Origin of the sequence: Prolixibacter sp. SD074, from assembly GCF_009617895.1 — a bacterium.
GTDB lineage: Bacteria > Bacteroidota > Bacteroidia > Bacteroidales > Prolixibacteraceae > Prolixibacter.
The window spans coordinates 3,266,552-3,288,866 of sequence record NZ_BLAW01000001.1 but is presented as its reverse complement, the minus strand read 5'-3'; the positions used below and the strand labels follow the sequence as shown (position 1 = coordinate 3,288,866).

Sequence of the window (22,315 nt, the reverse complement as noted above, 5' to 3'; positions counted from 1 at the left end):
AACCCAAGGCGCACATTCCTGCCATCATTGAAACAGAAACGTTCCTGCGCCGCACGGGCAAACGTCGATTAAAAACAGCTTCTATTTGCCCCATCGCCCTGGCGGTCGAAACAACCACCGGTTCCAATTCAAACTACCGCGTGGCCGCGTCTGCATCGAGGAGTCTGCATTGAGGAGGCCTTATATTCCCAAGGCGTTGCCATTGGGCTGAAATAATTTGGCCCTTCAGGCCGAAGAGAAATATCCCGAAAGATTTCAAAATTTTCGATCAGTCCGTCAGGCAGTTGAATATTCAGGTGAAAAAAGAAAGGAAAAAGGTTTGGAGTAATAGGAAAAAATACGCTTTCTTTGCACCCGCTTTCCGAAAGGGGGGCAGCGTTCAGCCGGTAGTGAAAAGGGGAAGCAGTGAGCCGGAATAGTCCGGTTTAGCAGGGCCGGAATCCGCCGAAAAAAAATCTTGAGAAGTATTTGGAAAGCCGGGAAAAAAGGGTTTATCTTTGCGGCCACGTTTTTAGCGAAAAGCGGGTGTTAATTTCCGGTACAGAAGCCTAAAGAAAAAAGGCAAAAAAAGATTTGGAGTTAACGCAAAAGATTACCTATCTTTGCAACGCTTTTTTTCGGCCCGTCCGACGGCAACTGAGGGTTGGGCAGTAAGGGGCGAAAGTCAAGGGAAGAGATACAAGTTCATTGAAAATATTGAAAAGGAAAGAAGATAAGCACCAGGAGTTCAATTTTCTTTTAGAGGAAAACCAATCGTGCCAGGCAAATAGACATTTAAACTTTTTAATTACAACGAAGAGTTTGATCCTGGCTCAGGATGAACGCTAGCGGGAGGCTTAACACATGCAAGTCGAACGGTAAGGCCCTTTCGGGGGCACACGAGTGGCGCACGGGTGAGTAACGCGTATGCAACCTGCCCTGTACAGGGGGATAGCCCGGAGAAATCCGGATTAATACCCCATAGTTTTTGGAAGTCGCATGGCTTATAAAATAAAGCTTCGGCGGTACAGGATGGGCATGCGTGGCATTAGCTAGTTGGTAAGGTAACGGCTTACCAAGGCGACGATGCCTAGGGGTTCTGAGAGGATGATCCCCCACACTGGGACTGAGACACGGCCCAGACTCCTACGGGAGGCAGCAGTGAGGAATATTGGTCAATGGGCGAGGGCCTGAACCAGCCATCCCGCGTGCAGGAAGACGGCCCTACGGGTTGTAAACTGCTTTTCTGCACCAAGAATAGGCGCTACGTGTAGCGTTATGACGGTAGTGCAGGAATAAGCACCGGCTAACTCCGTGCCAGCAGCCGCGGTAATACGGAGGGTGCAAGCGTTATCCGGATTCATTGGGTTTAAAGGGTGCGTAGGCGGCCCTGTAAGTCAGTGGTGAAATGCTGCAGCTCAACTGTAGGACTGCCATTGAAACTGTGGGGCTTGAGTGCGCCTGAGGTAGGCGGAATGAGTAGTGTAGCGGTGAAATGCTTAGATATTACTCAGAACACCGATTGCGAAGGCAGCTTACTAAAGCGTAACTGACGCTGATGCACGAAAGCGTGGGGAGCGAACAGGATTAGATACCCTGGTAGTCCACGCCGTAAACGATGATAACTCGCTGTTGGCGATACACAGTCAGCGGCAAAGCGAAAGCATTAAGTTATCCACCTGGGGAGTACGATCGCAAGGTTGAAACTCAAAGGAATTGACGGGGGCCCGCACAAGCGGAGGAACATGTGGTTTAATTCGATGATACGCGAGGAACCTTACCTGGGCTTAAATGTGGATTGACCGTTGCTGAAAAGTGACTTCCCTTCGGGGCAATTTACAAGGTGCTGCATGGTTGTCGTCAGCTCGTGCCGTGAGGTGTCGGGTTAAGTCCCATAACGAGCGCAACCCCTATCGTCAGTTGCTAACAGGTCAAGCTGAGGACTCTGGCGAGACTGCCACCGTAAGGTGAGAGGAAGGTGGGGATGACGTCAAATCAGCACGGCCCTTATGTCCAGGGCTACACACGTGTTACAATGGTCGGTACAAAGGGCAGCTACATAGTGATATGATGCTAATCCCAAAAGCCGGTCTCAGTTCGGATTGGAGTCTGCAACCCGACTCCATGAAGCTGGATTCGCTAGTAATCGCGCATCAGCCATGGCGCGGTGAATACGTTCCCGGGCCTTGTACACACCGCCCGTCAAACCATGGAAGCTTGGGGGACCTGAAGTCTGCAACCGCAAGGAGCGGCCTAGGGTAAAACAAGTGACTGGGGTTAAGTCGTAACAAGGTAGCCGTACCGGAAGGTGTGGCTGGAACACCTCCTTTCTGGGGCCGGCACGAGAGGTTTCTGAGAGGAAATGAATGAAGGGTGTTTACTTCTTCCTTTTTAAAAGATACTGTAAAACACAGGAGCAATTGAATCCCGATACTTCGGGGGAGAATTGAAGTTGAGAATTCAATGAAAAACGGTTCTCACGGTTCAATGCACGGGGCCTGAAAGAGGCAGGGGCAGAGCAGGAAACGGACATTATCAATTTCCATTTTCAATTCTCAAATCTGCAGACAGTCCCGTAGCTCAGCTGGTTAGAGCACTACACTGATAATGTAGGGGTCCCCAGTTCAAGTCTGGGCGGGACTACCAGGAACAATTGATAATGGAAAATTGAGAATGAAACTTCCATAATTTTCAATTATCCATTTTCAATTCTCAATTGGGATCTGGGGGATTAGCTCAGTTGGCTAGAGCGCTTGATTTGCATTCAAGAGGCCGTCGGTTCGACCCCGACATTCTCCACAGGCGAGATAAAAGGCCAGGAAAACACGAAGGCACAAGTTCATTTAAAGACATTTTGGAACACGAAGGATTAGGCTGGCGCCTGAAAGTAATATGCGGGGTTCGATTCCCTGTAATCCACAGGCCCAATAGTAAGGGTAAAGTTCATTGACATGCTGGAAGAAAAACAGAGTTACAAGAGAAACGCCGAAGGATAAAACCTTCGAACAAGGCGAGAGAAAGTAATGAAGGGCGTACGGGGGATGCCTTGGCTCTCAGGGGCGACGAAGGACGTGATAAGCTGCGAAAAGTCGCGGGGAGGTGCAAATAACCGCTAATCCGCGAATATCCGAATGGGGCAACCCACCATAAGTAATTATGGTATCCTGTTATGCAGGAAGCTAACCCGGGGAACTGAAACATCTAAGTACCCGGAGGAAAAGAAAACAAAAGTGATTCCCCAAGTAGTGGCGATCGAACGGGGAACAGCCCAAACCGCAAGTGTTTCGGCACTTACGGGGTTGTAGGACTGCGCTATATGAAGTAAACGGAAATGGAAGTGTCCTGGAAAGCCACACCAAAGGAGGTGAAAGTCCTGTACATGTAAAGTTTGCGGAATTAGCAGTATCCTGAGTAGGGCGGGACACGAGAAATCCTGTCTGAAACTGCCGGGACCATCCGGTAAGGCTAAATACTACTGAGAGACCGATAGTGGACCAGTACCGTGAGGGAAAGGTGAAAAGCACCCCGGACAGGGGAGTGAAAAAGTACCTGAAACCGTACGCCTACAAGCGGTCGGAGCCCCGATGCATATCGGGGTGACGGCGTGCCTTTTGCATAATGAGCCTACGAGTTACTCCTCACTGGCAAGGTTAAGTGGTTCAGCCACGGAGCCGAAGCGAAAGCGAGCCTGAACAGGGCGGAATAGTCAGTGGGGGTAGACGCGAAACCATGTGATCTACCCATGGCCAGGTTGAAGTCCCGGTAACACGGGATGGAGGACCGAACCAGGAGACGTTGAAAAGTCTTTGGATGAGTTGTGGGTAGGGGTGAAAGGCCAATCAAACTTGGAAATAGCTCGTACTCCCCGAAATGCATTTAGGTGCAGCCTTGGTTACGAGTCTTGCAGAGGTAGAGCTACTGATTGGATGCGAGGGCTTCACCGCCTATCAACTCCAGACAAACTCCGAATGCTGCAAGATGCTTACCAGGAGTGAGGGCGCGGGTGCTAAGGTCCGTGTCCGAGAGGGAAAGAACCCGGACCATCAGCTAAGGTCCCCAAGTGTATGTTAAGTTGGTTTAACGAAGTCTGATTGCATAGACAGCTAGGATGTTGGCTTGGAAGCAGCCATTCATTAAAAGAGTGCGTAACAGCTCACTAGTCGAGCGGTCGGGCGTGGATAATAATCGGGCATCAAACATACCACCGAAGCTATGGATTGTAAAATTATTTACAGTGGTAGGGGAGCATTCCGGTCAGCGCCGAAGGTGTACTGCGAGGTATGCTGGAGCGTCCGGAAAAGCAAATGTAGGCATAAGTAACGATAAGGCAGGTGGGAAACCTGCCCGCCGATAGACTAAGGTTTCCTGATCAACGCTAATCGGATCAGGGTTAGTCGGGGCCTAAGGCAAAGCCGAACGGCGAAGCCGATGGACCATCGGTTAATATTCCGATACTTCTCTTGACTGCGATGGGGTGACGAAGTGATGAAAGGCCCGCGTACTGACGGAATAGTACGTTAAAAGGCGTAGGTGTTGAGACTCATAGGTAAATCCGTGAGTTGAGCTGAAACCTGACAGTACCGGGAGCCTTCGGGCAACCGGACAGTGGCCCTAAGGGCTTCCGAGAAAAACCTCTAAGCTACAGGTCAAGAGGACCCGTACCGTAAACCGACACAGGTAGTCAAGGAGAGAATCCTGAGGCGCTCGAGTGATTCGTGGCTAAGGAACTAGGCAAAATGGCCCCGTAACTTCGGGAGAAGGGGCGCTGGCGCAAGTCAGCCGCAGTGAAAAGGCCCAGGCGACTGTTTATCAAAAACACAGGGCTATGCTAAATCGCAAGATGATGTATATGGCCTGACACCTGCCCGGTGCCGGAAGGTTAAGAGGGGATGTTATACTTTCGGGTAGAAGCATTGAATCGAAGCCCCGGTAAACGGCGGCCGTAACTATAACGGTCCTAAGGTAGCGAAATTCCTTGTCGGGTAAGTTCCGACCTGCACGAATGGTGCAACGATCTGGGCACTGTCTCGGCCACGAGCTCGGTGAAATTGTAGTAGCGGTGAAGATGCCGCTTACCCGCAACGGGACGGAAAGACCCCGTGAACCTTTACTGCAACTTCACATTGGTTCCGGGTAAGTGATGTGTAGGATAGGACGGAGGCATTGAAGCGGGTTCGCCAGGATTCGTGGAGCCATCCTTGAAATACGTCCCTTTGCTTGCCTGGGGCCTAATCCCGGCGTACGTCGGGAGACAGTGTGTGGTGGGTAGTTTGACTGGGGTGGTCGCCTCCAAAAGAGTAACGGAGGCTTCTAAAGGTGCGCTCATGGCGATTGGTAACCGCCAGCAGAGCATAATGGTATAAGCGCGCTTGACTGTGAGACCCACAAGTCGATCAGGTAGGAAACTAGGGCATAGTGATCCGGTGGTTCCGCATGGAAGGGCCATCGCTCAAAGGATAAAAGGTACTCCGGGGATAACAGGCTGATCGCTCCCAAGAGCTCATATCGACGGAGCGGTTTGGCACCTCGATGTCGGCTCGTCACATCCTGGGGCTGGAGAAGGTCCCAAGGGTTGGGCTGTTCGCCCATTAAAGTGGCACGCGAGCTGGGTTCAGAACGTCGTGAGACAGTTCGGTCCCTATCTGTTGTGGGCGTAGGAGACTTGAGAGGGCCTGACGTTAGTACGAGAGGACCGCGTTGGACAGACCACTGGTTTACCAGTTGTTCCGCCAGGGGCACCGCTGGGTAGCTATGTCTGGAAGAGATAAGCGCTGAAAGCATCTAAGCGCGAAGCCCGCCTCAAGATGAGGTCTCCTTAGAGGGCCGTTGGAGACGACGACGTTGATAGGTCGCAGGTGTAAAGACGGTGACGTCAAAGCCGAGCGGTACTAATAGCCCGAAACTTTCCATGCCGGTTTTAGAAATTGGTGTTTTTGTTGTAATGAAGTGTTTTCTTCCAGGGTTCATGTCAGTAAAATAAGTGAGAAGTAAAAAGGCAAAAGCAAAAGCGAGAAGTAAAAAGGCAAAAGTGGGGAGTAAGCATAACTACTTCACACCTAAAACCTAAAACCTAACACTTACCACTGTTTTACAAAAAGATATTGTATAGCTGAAAAGCAAGCTGAAAAGTTTAGGTGGCTATAGCGACGGGGCCCCACCTCTTCCCATACCGAACAGAGAAGTTAAGCCCGCCAGCGCCGATGGTACTGCAGAGATGTGGGAGAGTAGGTCGCCGCTTATTTTAAACGTAAAGCCCGGTTCCTTGATTGGAGCCGGGCTTTTTTGGTCCCTGATAAAGGCACCAGGGGAGAGACAAAAGACAACGGGCGTGATATTTAAGATATTGTATACCCTGAAAGGATTGATTAGTGAGTTCCGGTAAATGCCGGGAAAGGCTAGGAGTGTTGTGTGTGTGAAGGTGGCCAGATGGCTGCCTTTTTTTTGACGGAATGGAAAAAGTTTTAAGTGTTAAGTTTTAAGACGGGTCAGTAAAATGTCAGGCCAGGTGCTTCCGACTTTTGATGTCGGAGATGTTTGACATCTTCTCCTTAATTGTCCTATATTCATCTTATATCGGTTCTATATTCTTTTCCGCAAGGTAATATGAAGTGCATCACCCGAAGGCAACGCACTTCATAATAACTATGCTTAATGTTCTTAGTGTCCGGTTATTTGTTCGGACCGCACACCGGTTCAATGTTCCAGCCTTCCACCCGGAAACCGGATTTGTCAAGTTTCTGTACAGGCGTGCTAACCGTTACCGTTCTTGATTCTCCGGGCTTCAATGTGAAATAACTTGACGACCACAGACTCGGTAAAACTTCCTCTCCACGGTTCATCAACATTGGACGTACGAAAAAGGCCAGTTTATCTGACGGATTGGTTAATTCAACAGTCCATTGTGTATGCGAACCTTCTTTGTTTTTATTAAGGACTTTCAACTCAACCTGTGCCTCATCCATCTCATTCATCGGGGTAAAGTCGTCATCAGGCGAAAGCCAGTAGGAATTGTGCGAAATTACTTTCCCGTTTGCATCTTTCAATCGTAAAACAACGAACGAAACACCCTCGGTTTTAGCCAGAACTTTTGACAGTGAGTAAGCTTTTTTGACGGACTCAGCATCCATGCTCACCTTCTTCGATTCGCGGTGGATGAGTTTCGAATGAATATTGTACACATCGGCTTCAGCAACCAGATTATTCTCCCGCTTGTACGAGCGGTTTACAACGGTCACAGAGGCATTATCCTGATCGTACTGTACATGGACAGGTCCGACGGCATTTTGCATGAAATAATAGCCTGCATTGGGCATCAGGTACCAGTCGTACACCTGCCAGATGACACTCGGTAATGCCGCATTGATTTTCCAGAGCATCACCCCGCCATTGTCGCTCAGTTTGCTTCCGGCCGCTTCGAAAATTCCCTGGTAACCCATTGCATTCATCAGCTGCATTTTTTCCGAAAATCCTTTCATCGTTTTTGGTTCGCCGAAACGTTTGACCATATCCTTATAGTAGAGGTCATATTTCCCGTTACCGGAAGCTGCATCGTGGTAGCCCCAGGTATTATTCAACGGGAACGGCAGGGTTTTATCCCAGACCAAATCTGGAATAATTTTCGGCAGAATATTGTACGGAGGTTGTGAGGGGATTCCGGTTTCGTCTTTGAAAACCCAGTCCTTGGCGTTGCTGGCCAGGTTGTAATATTGTTTCGGATCCTGCCATGCATACGGACCGCCGCTATAAACACCTGACTGTTTATTATCGGGCCACGATGCTTTCCAATCGGCTGGCAACTTGGCAAAACCCGAGGAACTCGGAATAAAAGGACGTGTTCCGTCGAGTTTGATAATACTATCGCGCATGGCGTAATAAAGCTCTTTACGCGCATGCCCCTCGTTTCCGCCGGTCCACAGTAACAGGCTGGGATGGTTCCGGATACGAAGAATGGTACTGGTCATGTTTTTGATAAACACGTTGCCTTCGAGTGGCCAATCAGGGGAACCTTTAAATTCGCCCTGGGTGTCACCGGTTACCCAGAAATCGGACCAAACCAGCAACCCATAACGGTCGGCCGCGTTGAAGAACTCATCGGGTGGTGTGATGCCGCCTCCCCAAATGCGTACCAGATTGATGTTTCCGTTCCGGCAGAGCCGAAGTTCGTTATCATAGCGCAAAGAGTCCCGGTTGACCATCATGTCAGGAACCCAGGCGCCACCGACCAGGTTGACGCGTTTTCCATTCACATAGAAGTCGCGACGCAGGAATTTGCCTTTCACTTCGGTGGCCTTCGTGCTCATTGTGCGAATTCCGAACACAAAGGTAGTATCGTCGGAAACGGTATTCCCGGCAAGGTATTGCAAACGGATGCGATAGAGGTTGGGCGCGCCGTGACCATTGGGCCACCACAAATGCGGATTGGTGATATGTAAACGCTTTTCGTTTTCCGGATTGAGATCCACTTTCGTGGAAGAATTCGCATTCAGTGCAACCTCTTTCGAGAATTCGATGGATGAACCGCTGAAGTTTTCTGGTGTGATGGTAACATTCAGCTTTCCGTTTTCATTCGAACTACCGTGGTTGGCCAGGTGCAGTTTCAAAGAAATTTCAGTGACTGTTGTATCGGGGAGAGCAGGCAACCTTGTAACCAAATGTGGACGACTGATTGTCACAGCACCCGAAGTTCTCAAATAAACCGGCTGCCAGATTCCCATATTCCGGTCGCGGGTTGGCGGCATCCAGTCCCATCCGACCGAGCAAAGCATGGTCACATTTTTACCGATATCGCCGGTTGGACCACCATTGGCAAAGAACGGGCCCATGGCTTTTAACTGTTCAGGTGCCGGTGTGCCTGGGAAATCGAGCGGATAAATCTTCACAGCCAGGTAATTTTCAGCACCCGCTTTAATTTCTTTACTGACATCAAGGCTGTATTCGGCAAACATGCCGGCCATATCGGTCGAGTCGGCAATCTGTTTTCCGTTCAGCCACACCGCTGCACGGTAGTTAATGCCTTTGAAGATAAGTTGAAAATGACGGCCATTATCGTTCGCGGGCACTTTAAATGATGTTCGGTACCAGTATGGCTTCTTCCACGGATTGGGATTGTTGGGCAGGAAGCTGTACTGTTCCAGGTTATATTCCTTGTTGAAACTATCGGAAGCATCAGGAATATACATGTTGTTCATCCCCTGGTACGGATCGGGGTAAACATTGTTGGCCACCAATCCGGTAAGTACCGTAGAAGGAACTTTTACCGGGAACCAGTACACATTTTCCTGGTAAGAAGGAGAAGATAACGTTTCGCCGGAAGCGTCGATCACCGCGGAAGACTGGAGTTGGAAATTGGTGATTTGTGTTTGCTTTACTATACCGTCTTGCGCCTGAAGATCTGGCGCTGCAAATAGAAACAAAATCAGGAACAGAAATTGTGTTAACTCTCTTTTCATGTTTGGTTTTAATTAGTGAATATTATTGGATGTATACAGCAGTTCAGTGTCAAATGAATCAATCAAAAGTAGTGAAATAGTGTATTTATTACAATTAGCGTGCAGTATTATGTGAATCAAGGAATAGAGAGAAGGCAAAGGGCAGAGAGAAAAAAGGACAAAAAAAAAGCGCCCTTCTAAAGGACGCTTGGTTTTTTGATGGAGCAAAAATTTATTTATTCACCGTGTAGGTGTAATTGTTTTTATCGCCAACGGTTAAAACAACCTGATATTGACCTGGTTTTGCTGCTTCGAAATCGAAGATGCGGCCAAGGCTTACGTCTTTACCCAGGTTTTCCTGGTGAACCAGGTTGTTGTCATTGTCATAAAGATAAACTTCAACGTTGTCCTTGCTCAGGTTTAGGTAGGAAAGTTTGAGCATATTGTTTTTAAACCTGAAAGTAGGAGCAATGTCCTTGTTATTTGCGAGCTGGTCATTCATATTGGCACGGCCGTCAACTACGTTGAAAGATTGCACCAAAGTTTTGTTGCCTGAACGAACGCGCAGGTTGTAGTTACCATCTTCCAGTCTCGAGAAATCGAATGCCTTGAAATACTGGCTTCCCGAAACATTGCTTTGGTTATAATAAACTACATTTCCCAAGTCATTTTCAATTGTGATACTCATTGGTTCTGTTCCGGGGTTGATGACCGAAACAATGGAGAGATCCGAATTATCTTTTGTATAAACTGAAGTCTTTCCACTTGCCAATGCCTGGCCAATTGTAATAACCAGGAAGAACGCGCTCAAACTTGCTACCATTAAATTCTTGCTCATCATTGTTTTAAAGTTTGTTGTCTTCATAGTTTCTAATATTAAGAGGTTTTACACTGCAAATATAAACATGTTATACAGCATATGTTGTAAAACATATATTACTGCTGTTTTAACTCTACGTGATCGGAAACGGGGAAAGCGAAAGAATATGATCTTAAATTGAAGGGTTTTAAGTTTTAATATATTTAAAAAGCAGAAATACAGTGCATTGAGTGTGAATTTAGTGTGATCTCACCAAGTGTCATCTTATCAACTACTCCCTGGTTGGATGAATTTTTTTCGACAAAAACTCAACTTTGCCCGCATTATTCATCAGCCGGAGAATTGTGCATAAAACTATAGCGTTCATATTTTTGAAAGCTGGGCTTGATGAAAACTACACTAAATTCCGGTCGGGCGATATAAATATTGGGGACAACCGATGCCGTGTCCGGCTGTTCTTGTCCCAAAACTCTCATTTTTTGACAACAGGGCATAGCAATCCCATCATTGTGCCCTGCTTGGTTGTTCGCTGCTGTTTATTTTATTGAAAGACCAGTTGCCTGAACAGTTCCTGGTGTACGAACGCCTTGGAAAAGCGGTAGTACACCTTTCGCTTTGTCGTTTTTATTGTTGCCCCAATTTTCAACAATGATGCCCTAATAGTATCAACCTGCCATTTTTTGGCCGCTTCGAAGCCTGTTTTCTTTATTGCTTCTTCCATATTGCTGACAATATGCCTGACGTTCAGCCCCTTTCCCGTGCTTTCTATCTTCGAGTAGCATTGTTGTGGTTTGTGCCAGGTGCCTGCTTGATAGGTATAGCTTATAAAATGTTGGTGCTTGGTGTTGTTGGAAACGAACAAATGGCGCACGGCTTTCTCCGCCCTTGCGGTTTTTTTCTTCAGTGTTTCGTTTGCGGCGATGCCAACGGCGAACTTGAGGCCAAAATCATCGGCCAGTTGGTAAAAAGCGGGGCAACTGAAGCCGCTGTCGGCCCGCACAATGATCTTCAGTCCGGGATAGGCGGCCCTTATCTTTTTCAATATCCGCTTTAAAATGGCAACGTACCATTTGTTGGAGTGGCTGTTACCCGGGCGTAGTACCGGGAGGATGATCTGCCCCGTGTCGCCATCGTGGAAAAACAGTTCGTTGTACATGAACTGGCCGTAATAGCCATTGAACATCGACAGTTGCTGTTCGCCATGGGTGGGGTCGTCGGTGCCGTCAATATCGATCACAAGTTGTTCCCTGCCCGCCAGTGTGAGTACATAGCGGTCAACCCACGCATTGCACAAAGCAAATACGGAATGCTTGTCAAAACCGTTCTCGAACCTTGACATGGTGGGCTGTGAGGCCAGTCCCCCTTCAAGGATGTCCTTTAACAGCGGGTCGTTTTTCAGGTACTGGACATCGTTGGCATCTTCGTAGCCCTGTACCATGGTGAACACGCGCTGCTTTAAAAGCTTATCAATGGGGTGGACTATACGAAATGGATCACGACAATCGGGAATCACCTGGCTAAAATAGTGCAATATGCGATGTTTCCTTTCGAGTTTTTCCAGCAGTAGTACGGCCCCGTCAGAACTGACTGCATCTGCTGAAAAATCCATGTTTATTGCTGTCCTGCCTCGGTAAAAAACGGTATCTTTATTGCTCATAAATGGGTGCGTTTAAAAGTGTTGTTGTTTCGTTTAATCTACTTAAAGATAACACTTTGCACCCATTTTATTGTACTCGAGATGAATAATTCGGGTTAAGTAGGTTAAGACTTTTGTCCAAATTAGAATAGAGAACAAGATTCCGGCTGAATAGTTTCCTGCCCGGTGCCTTTACGCTCAAAAGAAACCCGCCAGGTTTTGGAAACCTGGCGGGTTGAGCTCCGGGAACGAATTCCCTTATAATATCTTTACTGAAACAGTTGCTTATTCGGTTCGGATCCCATATCGAAGACCAGCGTATCGCCGTTCATGATTTCATCCTGCGTGATGTACGAACGATGTAGTTCCTGTCCGTTCAGTTTTACCGACTGCACATACAGGTTCTCCTCCGAAGCATCAGGCGCCTTCATGGTGAAAACCTTGCCGGGAGCCACCGTAATCTGCGCTTCCTGCACAATGGGCGAACCTAACTGGTACTGCTGATCAGACGGACTGACCGGGTAGAATCCCATGGCACTGAAAACGTACCAGGCCGACATCTGGCCGCAGTCCTCGTTTCCGCAAAGGCCGTCGGGCGCATTGTAGTACATCTCGGTTTGAACCTGACGGTTCAGTTCCTGCGTGCGCCAGGGACGACCGGCATAGTTGAACAGGTAGGTAATATGGTGGCCGGGTTCGTTCCCTTGTGCATAACCACCAATCAGGCCGGAAATGTCCGGCGAAGCTTCGGCGCCTTTTACCCCCTGCTTCAAAGCAAACAAGGTGTCGAGCTTATTGGCGAAGGCATCTTTACCACCGAGCAAATCAATCAACCCGGGAACATCCTGCGGAACTTCCCATAAATACTGCCATGCATTTCCTTCGGTGTAATCGCTCAGGCGGTGTTTGGAATAAGCCGGATCGAAATCGCCCGTCCAGCTTCCGTCGAGGTTCTTTCCCCGGAAGAAACCGGTTTTCGGATCGAAAACGTTCCTGAAATTCCGCGAGCGTTTTAGGAAGTAATTGTAATCATCGGTCTTGCCCAATTTCTTTGCTACCAATGCCACGCTGTAATCGTCGATGGCATATTCGAGCAGTTTCGAAACCGATTCGTTTACTTTATCCGCCGGAATGTAACCTAGTTTTTTGTAGTAATCCAGTCCGTCGCGATCCAACATCATGGTATTCTTCATCGCTTCGTAGGCTTCTTCCCGATCAAAATCGCCTATGTTTTTCAGGATGGCTTCTCCCACAACGGGTACGCCGCTATTACCCACCATACAGAAGGTCTCATTGCCTTCCAGTTCCCAAACGGGTAGCAGGCCGGTCTGTTTGTAATGGCCGAGCATGGTTTTCACCATATCGTTCACCCGGTCGTGATGCATTACCGTAAACAGCGGATGCAATGCGCGATAGGTATCCCATAGCGAGAACACTGTATAGCGGTTATAACCCTTTGCCTTCAGGGTACTGCCGTCGACGCCTTTAAAATCGCCGTTTTTGTCCGAAAAGAGTGCGGGTGCCACCATGGTATGGTACAATGCTGTATAGAAAGTTGTTTTTTGGCCGGGGCTATCCGACTTGATCCGAATTTTTTCCAACTCTTTTTCCCAGGCATCACTGGCGGCCTGATGTACCGCATCGAAATCCCGGTTATCCGGTGCCGATGCGAGATTTGCCAGGGCATTGTCCACCGAAACGGACGAGACTGCCACTTTCAGCATCACCTGGTTTTCACCGAAGGTGAATACACCAACTTTCTCAGCGGCAGAAGGCGCATCAAGTATCTTCGATGCAATGATGGGCGCGCTGAATTTGGCTGAGAAAAACACATGTTGATCGGCAGCCCAGCCATGCGAAAAGCGCTTTCCGGTGATGGTGTGATCATCCACTACCGTGATGGCCGATTCGTAGGGTTTGTCCCAGTTGATAGCAAAACCCAGGTTCAATATAATATTGTGCCCTCCTTCGTCGGGAAAAGTGTAACGTTGCCAGCCGGTGCGTTTGGTTACCGTCATTTCAGCCCGCACATCACGGTCGAGTAACGTTACCGCGTAATATCCCGGCGAGGCCATCTCTTCGTCGTGCGAGAAAGTGGCCGCATACCGTTTGGTAAAATCGATGTTTTTTTCATCAGGTTTAAAGGTTACAGGCTCGTTTACCGGAAGGAAAGAGATATCGGCCAGGTCGCCGATGCCTGTTCCGCTCAGGTGCAGATGCGAAAATCCGGATATGATGCTGTCGGAATAATGGTAGCCGGAGCACCAGTCCCACCCCGACACACCGTTATCGGGGCTTAACTGTATCTGTCCGAACGGGTAAGCCGCTCCCGGATAGGTGTGTCCGTGACCAGCCGTTCCAATAAACGGATTGACAAAATCCGTCAGTAGCTCCGGTTTCTGAACCGTTTTCGTTGTTGGTTGGCAGGCAACTGCCAACAACAATATTCCGGTAAGGAAAGGAAGAATGTTTCGACTCATTGGTTATAAAAGTTTTGTTTACAATTAGGATAAAATTCACCAGTTAAAAATACCTAAAGTTCCAGAATAGACTAATAATTACGAAAGTAAATCGGTTTCGTTCCATATTCCATACTTCATTCTGATTCATCGTAGATGAAGAAAACGGGAGATATCCGCTTTAGCCGGAGCGGATTAATCCTTCCCCTTTCGCGAACATTTGCTATTTTTGCATCTGTTTTTGTTTATCCGTAAACCATAACAACACAACGATATGAACTCCAATGTACCTACAGTCGTCAGCGGAATCCGCTCAACCGGGAACCTTCACCTGGGAAACTATTTCGGTGCGGTGAAGAATTTCGTGCAGATGCAGCATGACATGAACTGCTACTTTTTCATTGCCGATATTCACTCGCTGACCACGCACCCGCACCCCGATCACCTGTACCAAAATGTACGACAGGTACTTTCGGAATACCTTGCCTGCGGCCTGGATCCGGGAAAAGCTACCCTCTTCATACAGAGTGATGTGCCGGAGATTACTGAAATGTACACCTTCCTGAATATGAATGCGTACCTGGGCGAGCTGGAAAGAACGACTTCGTTCAAGGATAAAGCCCGGAAGCAACCCGATAATGTAAATGCCGGACTGTTGACCTACCCGGTACTGATGGCGACCGACATTATCATCCACAAGGCACATTTTGTCCCGGTAGGGAAAGACCAGGAACAAAACCTGGAGATGGCCCGCACGTTCGCCCGCCGGTTCAACCGGATATACCGGGTGGAAGAATTCCCGATTCCCAGGCCTTTCACCTTCGATGGCAAGGATATGATTAAAATCCCCGGCCTGGATGGTTCAGGGAAAATGGGTAAATCGGAGGGAAACGCCATTGGTTTGGCCGAGGATCCGAAAAGCATCCGCAAGAAGGTGATGCGCGCCGTAACCGACGCCGGCCCGACCGAGATGAACCAGGAAAAGCCGGCACCGATTCAAAACCTGTTCACACTACTCGACGTAGTTTCGACGCCAGATACCGTGAAACATTTCGACGATGCGTATAACAACTGCTCCATTCGCTACGGCGATTTGAAAAAGCAGCTGGCCGAGGACATTATCAACTTTACAACGCCCATACGCGAACGAATTGAGGAGATTGTGAAGGATGATGCCTATCTGTGCAAAGTGGCCAAAATGGGCGCTGAAAAAGCCCGTGAATCGGCTTCGCAAACGCTGAAGGAGGTGCGGGAAATCATCGGATTCCGGAAGTTTTATTGATACCACTTCCCCGTCGGTAACCTTTCCCCGATGCGGGAAACCATGAAACAAACCGGCGGCAGGCTTTGGGATGGAAAACAGGCACCAGGCAAAAAGAATTGAACGTATTAAAGAAACCTCTGACTAAGGCCAGGGGTTTTTTATTTCCGCTTTCCCCGGCAAACCGGAAGCACTGAATAAGAGTACTGATAAAACAAAAACGCCGCCGGTAACCCGGCGACGATTGTTGATATTATCAATCCTGCGATAATTGCCGGTATGTGTGGAAAACATGCTTCACAATGAATTCCCTAACACCCGGCTTACCAGGAAACCAAACGGTTTATTCGAAGTGGTAAAGGAAAATCAGCGTAGCCGTAAATGCCGGCTTTTTCCTGTCTTTGATTTCCAGTTCCACATTAAGTTCTGCCTTGGTCGTGCCACGAAGATCTACCACCGACTTCAGTTTGGCCCGCAAACGAATCTCATCTTCGACGCGTACCGCCTCGCTAAACTTCAGTTTATCGATTCCGTAGTTGACCAGCATTTTCACATTATTAAACTCAGCAATCTGCTCCCAAAGGTAAGGCAGAACAGAAAGTGTCAGATAGCCGTGGGCAATGGTTGTCTGAAAGGGGCTTTCCGTTTTTGCCCTTTCGGGATCGGTATGAATCCACTGGTGATCGAGTGTCGCATCTGCAAAAAGGTTGATTTGTTCCTGGGTAATTTTCAGGTATTCGGAAACACCCATCTCCTTCCCGTCATACGCCTTGAATTCGTCAAAACTGCCGATAACTATTTTACTCATCGTTCAATTTGGTTTTAATTTTGATTCAGCCGGCAAGATAAAGCATTTTCGGCAATCCGCCGACGTGAAATCAAAGACGTGAACGACAAAATACTATGATTCTCCGGTTTCCGTGTCAAGGTTCTCCGGTTCCTCTTCCTCTGCCACGTTGCTGGTATCACTCAGGAAAACAGCGAAAGGTCGTAAGGTGGGAACTTCTTCCAGGATAATTTTTACCACACCAACCATCGGGATGAACAACACCATGCCCGATACGCCCCAAACCATGCCACCTACGATGACCGAGATAAGAACCACAAACGCATTAATTTTCGTGGAAGAGCCCACCAACCATGGACGTACCAGATTTTCCTGCAGGATATTGGCTGCCCAGAGCAGCCCGAGTGTGAGCAACGGTACGAGTAACGAATCGGAAGTGAGTAACGCGTACCCCACCACCACAATCATGGCAATCAGGTTTCCCACGTACGGAATCAGGTTCAGCAGGGCAATCATTGCCGCGAAGAAAAGGGCAGAATTAACACCCAAACTGATCAGGACAATAAAATCCATCACGGCGGTAGTCATAGTCAGCCAAAGCACACCTACCAGGTACTTTCTAATCATCTTCTGTATTTTAAAGAAGATTTTACTGACCGACTCTCGGTTTCCCCGGTCGCGATAGCGTCCCTTTACAAATTTGGCGGGTAATTCACGATAGTACAAAAGGAAATAGACAAATACCGGCATCAGGAAAACATACATGAGCGTTTGCCCAATGGTGGTTACGTGTTTCAAAAAGTAAGACCCCACCTTCTCAGCCTGGCCGACCAGGAGCTTTTGCAAATCGCCTGACTGCGGAATGATACTAAAATGCGACTCCAAAAAATCTTTTACATCGTTAATGTACACCGACAACTTCCCCGTAATGGAGGGCAATTCGCTGCTAATGGCCACTACCTGTGAAGCAAGAAAGTAAAAGATTGCCCCAATAATGATGAGAAACAATACGAGTGATGTAAGGATAGCCAACGGCCGTTTCCATCCGTGCTTTTCCAGGAAAATGACCAGTGGGACCAAAAGAAAGGAAAACAAGATAGCCCACGCCAGCGGCACCAGTATACTGCGCCCTACAATCAGGAATACAATTATCAGGGCGATGGTGGCGCTCCAATAAAAATACGAAGGAATATTCGGTTTGATGTCTTTCTCCATAATTGCTGTCTGTTCAATTTAAGCCTGTTGCTCATAATAACCTTAAAAAGTTAAATTTCGTTCATTTTGCGGGAAAAAATAAAGATATTCTCCGATTTTCAGACCGCTCTTATTTCTGCTGTAAAGCTTTTAATGTAAGAAACATAGCCTCTCGGGACGTCGTCAGGCGGCTGAGCCGCTTTTGGTCACCTGCCTTCGATTGATTAATTTTGGGGAAATTTCACAGAAGGGTGAGCCAGTTCGGTATGACTCTCCCTTTTTTATGTTCATCGCTGAAACAGGTGAACAACCGATACCTGCCGACGGGACCCGGGGCAAATCATAAGCCTCATTCCGCCTACCCTTTTCAGGGAAATACATCCGGGTATTGTCAAAAAAAATATTCATGCCGAAACCTTTGTTAGCCTAATCAAAATATTGAATTGTTATGACACTTATTGATGCCGTCGTTCTGATTATTTATTTCATTGTTGTTTTAGCCATCGGTATTTACCACCACCGGAAAAACGAAAGTGAAGAAGATTATTATGTAGGTGGACGCCAGATGGGAAGCTTTCATATTGGCTTGTCAGTTGTCGCTACCGATGTGGGGGGAGGATTCTCCATTGGACTTGGCGGATTGGGTTTTGTGATGGGCCTTTCGGGAAGCTGGATGTTGTTTACCGGTTTGATTGGTGCCTGGCTAAGTGCCGTCATCCTCATTCCAAATATTTTTCAATCGGCACGCGATCAAAATCTGCTTACTTTCCCTCAACTTCTGGGTATTCATTACGATAAACGAGTCGCTTTTGCAGCCGGAATCATCTCAGCCATTGGGTACATCGGTTTTACCAGTTCGCAGCTTCTGGCCGGAGCCAAACTGGCCACCGCAACATTCCCCGAAATTGATACCAATGTTGCACTAATTGTAATGGGCGTGATTGCCGTTGCCTACACCGGCCTGGGCGGACTAAAGGCGGTAATTTATACCGACAGTTTTCAGTGGGCCATCCTGATGTTCGGACTGGTATTTATTGGAATTCCGCTGGGTTTCATGGGCATTGGAGGAATGGATGGCATTGAAGCTGCCCTGCCCGATCGCTTTTTCTCGCTGCACAGCATTTCCGTTGCACAAATTATCAACTGGAGCATTACCATTATTCCCATCTGGTTTATCGGGATGACGCTTTACCAGCGGATTTATGCCTGTAAGGATGAGAAAACGGCAAAACGTGCCTGGTACATTGCCGGTTTGTTCGAATATCCATTGATGTCGTTCATGGGCGTTTTACTCGGAATGTTTTCTCGTGTGGCCACCATACAGGGAATGTTTGCTGATGCCGGATTTGCCGATGTCAACAGCATCGATGCTGAACTGGGACTTCCGCTGCTACTGAAATATGTACTCCCTGCCGGTGTAATGGGACTCATGCTGGCTGCTTACTTTTCGGCCGTCATGTCCACCGCCGACAGTTGTTTGATGGCCGCTTCCGGAAACATTCTGACTGATATCTTCAAATTCAAAGGCAAACCGGGACGGGGTAAAATGTCCGCCCCTCAGATAATGACCATTATCGTGGGTGTTTTTGCCATCCTGCTGGCCTCCGGTATGCAGAATGTGCTGGAGCTAATGCTTTATTCATACGCCTTCATGGTTTCCGGTTTGCTGATTCCCGTTCTCGGAATTCTGTATTTCAAACGAAAAGACCCCGGCGCCGCTTTCTGGTCAATGATTACCGGCGGAACGTTAACAATTACACTTACACTCATCAAAAAAGATTTGCCCTACGGCCTTGATCCCATATTCTTTGGTATCATCGCTGCTTCATTCGTTTTTATTCTGGTTAACCGAATAAAAACGCCAAAGCCTGCTTAAATATGTGATTAGACGTTTAGACGAAAAGGGTGGGCCCACAAAAGCAGTATCGATGCCTTGATGGAATTGGTTTCCCTGTTGTTCGATCTGCCTAATTCACGCGGACAACAAATACTTTCGTCTGTCATGGCAGAAAACGAAGATTTTTATAACAGCGGAAAAATCAAGAAGGTGCACGAATTTATTCAGCAGCCTTTCGCCGAAAAAATCAAAGTAGATCTACATGAAATATATTAAAGTATGAGCCTGGTCTAAAAAGCCTTATGACCCCTAAATCCCTAAAGGGGACTTTTTCAAACTGCTGATTTTTAGCAATTCCCCTTTAGGGGTTAGGGGTAAAAATGGTAACAATCAGCAGTTCTAAGGCTTTTAGGCCAGACTCAAGTATTACATTAATCTTTAATTTTACCCTTCTTTTCATCATAATTAATTCGATCTTCCAGTTCGTCGACAGTTGTTTTTTCCCATTTTGGCACTTTTAACAAGTGGGCAATCCGACCAATCATGTGCGAGGCAACCGGCGCTGTTAGGAAAATGAAGATAATGACCAGTATTGCTTCGGTGATTACATAAGCAACGGGAAAATGGATGGATACCGCCACCAGCATAAGCAGGGCGCCAAACGAGGAGGCTTTGGTGGCGGCATGCATCCGAATGTACAAATCGGGAAGACGTAACACGCCAATGGCAGCCAGTAACATAAAGAAGGCGCCCAAAACCAGTAATACCGCCGAAATCCATTCACTTATCATAGTATTGCTTTTTTAGATAGATGGCGAAGGCCACCGTTCCCATAAATGTGATGAGCGCAATCATCACAGCAACGTTCAGGTACACTTTTTCTCCGCTTAAAAAGGTAATGGCCAACGTAATTCCAATCACCAGAGAAGCAATCAGATCGAGCACAACCACTCTATCGGGTAAACTGGGACCTTTGACTAAACGCCAGAAAGCCAGGAAAAATGCGAGCAGCAACATGCCCATAGCCACATTGGCCGCATTGGTGATAACTGTTGAAAGAATTATCATGACCAAACCTCCTTTACTCTTTTTTCAAGCCCTGTTTTCACCTCTTCCCGGTAGGCTTCAGGGTCTTTCAGATACAAAACATGTACATACAGCCTTTTCCTGTCTTCCGACACATCGAGGCTCAAACTCCCCGGAGTCATGGTGATCAGGTTCACCAACGTGATAATTTCCGAATCACTTTTTAGATCCAGCGGAATTTCCACAATGCCGGGTTTCATGTGATGGACCGGGGTTAAAATATCGTATGCCAATACCAGGTTGGCCTTGAGCAGCTCCCATAGATAGAAACCGGCGAACACGATGACCTGAACGATTTTCACAAAGATGTACTTCATTGTTTTCCGGTATTAGTTTCCCAAAACGGCTTTTATATAAGATGACGGTTCGAGCAACTGGTGAGCTGCCGTCATGCATAAATCGAAGAAGAAACCGACGGCAACCCCCATCCCGATAGAAAAGAGCGCCAGCACCACTGATGGAAATATCATGGCAAATCCCAATTTCTTCTCCTGGTAAGTGATGACCTCTTCTGCATCTTCCGGTTGTTTCTTCCAAAATCCTTCATTCCAGATTTTAATCATCGAAAAGAGGGTAATAAGCCCCACAAACAACGAGATGGCTGTCACCAGGAAATGGTGCGAATCGAAACCGGCTTTTACCAGGATGAATTTCCCAAAGAAACCTGATAACGGCGGGACTCCGGCCAGTGCGAATGCCGGAACCACAAACAACAGCGCCAAATAAGGATGTGTTTTGTACAAACCTCCAATGCTTTTTAACTCGAAGGTACCTTTTAGCTTACTTACCATGCCTCCAACCATAAACGTGTTGGTTTTGGCCACAATGTTATGCCCCATGTAATAAATGGCACCGGCAATCCCTAACGGCGTGAAAAAACCAAGTCCCATAATCATGTAACCGATTTGGGAGATGATGTGGAACGACAAGATCCGCCGGATATCATATTGCGATGCCGCGGTGAATACACCAATCAGCATTGTCAATCCACCTGTTACAAGGAAAAGCTCTTTCCAAATTCCGCCAAGCGGGATAAAAAACAAGGTGAAGAACCGAATCATGGCATACACGCCCACCTTGGTCAACAGGCCGGCAAAAAGTGCCGTAACGGCCACCGGCGGTGTGTGATAGGATGCCGGCAACCAGAAGAAGAACGGGAAAACAGCCGCCTTGATACCAAAAGCGATAAAGAACAACATAGCCGAGCTATTCACCAGGTTCGATGATGAAGTGTTTTGGAGTTTTACTGCCAAATCGGCCATATTCAGTGTCCCCATCTTTCCGTATAACAATCCGGCTGCCGCCAGAAAAAGCATCGACGAAACCATGTTGATGGTCACATATTTCACGGCCCCCTCCAGCTGTTTGCGCTCACCGCCAAGGGTAACCAGCACAAAAGACGAAATGAGCATCACCTCGAACCAGACATAGAGATTGAATACATCGCCGGTGATGAATGCACCGTTGACTCCCAGCAGGAGAATATTGAACAGCAGGTAGAAATGAAACTTAAGGCGCCGCTCGTCCATCATCCCCAGCGCATACACCGAAACCGTAAAGCCAATAAGCCCGGCAAAGAACAGCATGATAGCGCTGAACATATCAGCCACCAGCGTAATGCCAAATGGTGCCGCCCAGCTTCCCACCTGCAACACCTGAATACCATCGCGATAGACCTTGACCAGAATCATGATGGCAACCACAAACTGGGCCAACGTGAAAAATACTCCCGAAACCTTTCGAAAGTTCAGGCTGTTTTTAGCAAACAAACTAACAATGGCCGCCAAAACAGGAAGGACCAAAGGTAACATGAGCAGGTTTTCCATCC

The 22,315-nt window shown here is 47.8% G+C and carries 12 protein-coding genes, 2 tRNA genes and 3 rRNA genes; 7 read left to right on the top strand and 10 right to left on the bottom strand.

Annotation, left to right across the window (positions count from 1 at the left end; all coding sequences use genetic code 11):
* Positions 1 to 789 precede the first annotated feature (789 nt).
* From GJU82_RS14100 to rrf, 5 genes are all read left to right on the top strand, one after another.
* A 16S ribosomal RNA gene (locus GJU82_RS14100) occupies positions 790 to 2,309 on the top strand.
* Positions 2,310 to 2,548: 239 nt separating this feature from the next.
* Positions 2,549 to 2,625: transfer RNA gene (locus GJU82_RS14095), tRNA-Ile, on the top strand.
* A 79-nt stretch (positions 2,626 to 2,704) separates the two neighbouring features.
* Positions 2,705 to 2,778: transfer RNA gene (locus tag GJU82_RS14090), tRNA-Ala, on the top strand.
* A 215-nt stretch (positions 2,779 to 2,993) separates the two neighbouring features.
* A 23S ribosomal RNA gene (locus GJU82_RS14085) occupies positions 2,994 to 5,890 on the top strand.
* A 219-nt stretch (positions 5,891 to 6,109) separates the two neighbouring features.
* A 5S ribosomal RNA gene (gene rrf, locus GJU82_RS14080) occupies positions 6,110 to 6,220 on the top strand.
* Together the 16S, 23S and 5S rRNA genes with 2 tRNA genes alongside form the textbook arrangement of a ribosomal RNA operon.
* Before the next feature lie 427 nt (positions 6,221 to 6,647).
* Here the strand turns inward: rrf and GJU82_RS14075 are convergent.
* The 4 genes from GJU82_RS14075 to GJU82_RS14055 form a co-directional block, all read right to left on the bottom strand.
* Positions 6,648 to 9,428 (bottom strand): glycoside hydrolase family 2 TIM barrel-domain containing protein, encoded by a 2,781-nt coding sequence (locus tag GJU82_RS14075; RefSeq protein WP_153632732.1) that lies wholly within the window; start codon positions 9,426 to 9,428, stop codon positions 6,648 to 6,650.
* Between the two features lie 211 nt (positions 9,429 to 9,639).
* Positions 9,640 to 10,272: a hypothetical protein gene (locus GJU82_RS14070; RefSeq protein ID WP_194831064.1), complete on the bottom strand. Its 633-nt coding sequence runs from the start codon at positions 10,270 to 10,272 to the stop codon at positions 9,640 to 9,642.
* Between the two features lie 496 nt (positions 10,273 to 10,768).
* Entirely contained in the window at positions 10,769 to 11,884 is a 1,116-nt protein-coding gene (locus GJU82_RS14060) for an IS1380 family transposase (protein WP_153632730.1), read from the bottom strand.
* Between the two features lie 248 nt (positions 11,885 to 12,132).
* The gene (locus GJU82_RS14055; protein WP_153632729.1) at positions 12,133 to 14,343 is read right to left on the bottom strand and encodes a GH92 family glycosyl hydrolase; all 2,211 of its coding nucleotides are present in this window, start codon (positions 14,341 to 14,343) and stop codon (positions 12,133 to 12,135) included.
* Between the two features lie 253 nt (positions 14,344 to 14,596).
* Between GJU82_RS14055 and trpS the strand changes: the two genes are divergently transcribed.
* Positions 14,597 to 15,604: a tryptophan--tRNA ligase gene (trpS, locus tag GJU82_RS14050; protein ID WP_153632728.1), complete on the top strand. Its 1,008-nt coding sequence runs from the start codon at positions 14,597 to 14,599 to the stop codon at positions 15,602 to 15,604.
* Positions 15,605 to 15,926: 322 nt separating this feature from the next.
* On the opposite strand, the gene GJU82_RS14045 is transcribed toward trpS, so the two are convergent.
* Entirely contained in the window at positions 15,927 to 16,391 is a 465-nt protein-coding gene (locus tag GJU82_RS14045; RefSeq protein WP_153632727.1) for a MaoC family dehydratase, read from the bottom strand.
* 93 nt (positions 16,392 to 16,484) lie between these two features.
* Positions 16,485 to 17,585, bottom strand: coding sequence for an AI-2E family transporter (locus GJU82_RS14040; RefSeq protein WP_153632726.1), 1,101 nt, complete (start codon positions 17,583 to 17,585; stop codon positions 16,485 to 16,487).
* Between the two features lie 427 nt (positions 17,586 to 18,012).
* On the opposite strand from GJU82_RS14040, the gene GJU82_RS14035 reads away from it, so the two are divergent.
* Positions 18,013 to 19,440 (top strand): sodium:solute symporter, encoded by a 1,428-nt coding sequence (locus tag GJU82_RS14035; RefSeq protein WP_153632725.1) that lies wholly within the window; start codon positions 18,013 to 18,015, stop codon positions 19,438 to 19,440.
* Positions 19,441 to 19,832: 392 nt separating this feature from the next.
* On the opposite strand, the gene mnhG is transcribed toward GJU82_RS14035, so the two are convergent.
* The 4 genes from mnhG to GJU82_RS14015 are packed head-to-tail and all read right to left on the bottom strand — an operon-like array spanning position 19,833 to position 22,313.
* Positions 19,833 to 20,192, bottom strand: a complete 360-nt coding sequence (gene mnhG, locus GJU82_RS14030; protein ID WP_228488710.1) for a monovalent cation/H(+) antiporter subunit G — start codon at positions 20,190 to 20,192, stop codon at positions 19,833 to 19,835.
* Positions 20,182 to 20,469, bottom strand: coding sequence for a monovalent cation/H+ antiporter complex subunit F (locus tag GJU82_RS14025; protein WP_153632724.1), 288 nt, complete (start codon positions 20,467 to 20,469; stop codon positions 20,182 to 20,184). Before GJU82_RS14025 ends, mnhG begins: the two co-directional genes overlap by 11 nt.
* Positions 20,466 to 20,804, bottom strand: a complete 339-nt coding sequence (locus GJU82_RS14020; protein ID WP_153632723.1) for a Na+/H+ antiporter subunit E — start codon at positions 20,802 to 20,804, stop codon at positions 20,466 to 20,468. The genes GJU82_RS14025 and GJU82_RS14020 overlap by 4 nt, the downstream gene beginning before the upstream one ends.
* Before the next feature lie 12 nt (positions 20,805 to 20,816).
* On the bottom strand, positions 20,817 to 22,313 hold the full coding sequence (locus GJU82_RS14015) for a Na+/H+ antiporter subunit D (protein ID WP_153632722.1): 1,497 nt from the start codon (positions 22,311 to 22,313) through the stop codon (positions 20,817 to 20,819).
* Between the last annotated feature and the right edge of the window lie 2 nt (positions 22,314 to 22,315).